Source organism: Cellulosimicrobium sp. 22598 (assembly GCF_052044445.1).
Taxonomy (GTDB): domain Bacteria; phylum Actinomycetota; class Actinomycetes; order Actinomycetales; family Cellulomonadaceae; genus Cellulosimicrobium; species Cellulosimicrobium cellulans_G.
In genome coordinates, this window is record NZ_JBQEMZ010000044.1 from 1 (window position 1) to 1304 (window position 1304).

Sequence of the window (1304 nt, forward strand, 5' to 3'; positions counted from 1 at the left end):
CTAGGGCGTGTTGCTAAAGGTTGATTCGTGGTGTGCGGGTGACGCTTGGAGCGTGTCGCGTACTGAGATCTCCGATGAGGCCTGGGCTGTGATCGGGCCGCTGTTTCCTGCCGTGAAGGCGACGGGGCGTCCGCCGGTGGATCGCCGCGCTGTCGTTGAGGCGACCGCGTGGCGATACCGGACCGGCGCGCCATGGCGGGATGTCCCTGAGCGATTCGGGAACTGGAACACGATCTACAAGAACTTCAACCGGTGGTCCGCACAGGGCGTCTGGGCACGGGTGCTCGAGAAGACGCAGTCGCTCGCGCATCAACGAGGCGAACTGGAATGGGTCGCTTCGATCGACTCGACCATCGTGCGCGTGCACCAGCACGGCGCGACCCTGAAGCGCGACACAGGGGGCTCGGTCGAACTACAAGAAGTTCGGCGCCGAGCCTCCTGACCACGCGATCGGCCGCTCCCGCGGTGGGCTGACGACCAAGAACCACCTGGTCTGCGACGGGCGAGCCCGGGCGCTGGCGTTCGTGCTGACGCCCGGGCAGGCGGCGGACACGAGCATGCTGATCGACACGCTCTCCGAGATCCGCGTGGCCGGACGCACCGGCAGACCGCGGTCGCGGCCGGAGCGAGTGCTCGCCGACAAGGGCTACCCGTCGAAAGCGAACCGGGCCTGGCTGCGCGAACGAGGCATCGCAACGACGATCCCCGAACGCGACGACCAGATCGCCCACCGCCGCAAGCACCCCGGCCGCCCCATCGACTTCGGGCGCGAGCAGAAGGAGCGCTACAAGCGCCGCAACGTCGTCGAACGCTGCTTCAACAAGCTCAAGCAGTGGCGCGGCATCGCGATGCGCTCAGACAAGACCGCCCGCAACTACCACTCCGCCATCTACCTCGCCGCGACACTCCAATGGGTCTAGCAACACCCCCTAGTCGCCTGGCGTCGGGTCAGTGACGTCGGCGGCACCGAACAGCAAGCTGTCGACGACCTGGTCGCGCCGGGCCGGCCGCACGGTGGTGTACCTCAGCAGATCTTCGAAGTGAGAGAACACGACGACCGCTTCTTCGAACTCTGGCTCGGAACCGTGGACGACTGCTCCGTCGTCTCGCACCGCCAGGTACTCGTATCCGTTGCGAACGGAAAGCAGGATGGGTGCGTGGCGCCTCCAGAAACGGGAGACCGCGACCGCCTCATCATCCGTCGTCGCAGCCTGGATGCTCAGCAGTTCACACTCGTTCCACGCGAACGCCCCCTCCGCGCCGGTCGAGTAGTCGTCGCGGGACAAGAACCACACCGTCTCGTC

General features: G+C 66.5%; 1 protein-coding gene and 1 pseudogene. One reads left to right on the forward strand and one right to left on the reverse strand.

Annotated features, from left to right (window positions below; translation table 11 throughout):
- Nucleotides 1-52 precede the first annotated feature (52 nt).
- Nucleotides 53-920, forward strand: a pseudogene (locus ACTJIY_RS20795) (IS5 family transposase).
- Between the two features lie 9 nt (nucleotides 921-929).
- On the opposite strand, the gene ACTJIY_RS20800 reads toward ACTJIY_RS20795, so the two are convergent.
- Nucleotides 930-1304: hypothetical protein (locus ACTJIY_RS20800; protein ID WP_440675398.1), on the reverse strand; the 375-nt coding region annotated here is incomplete at its 5' end.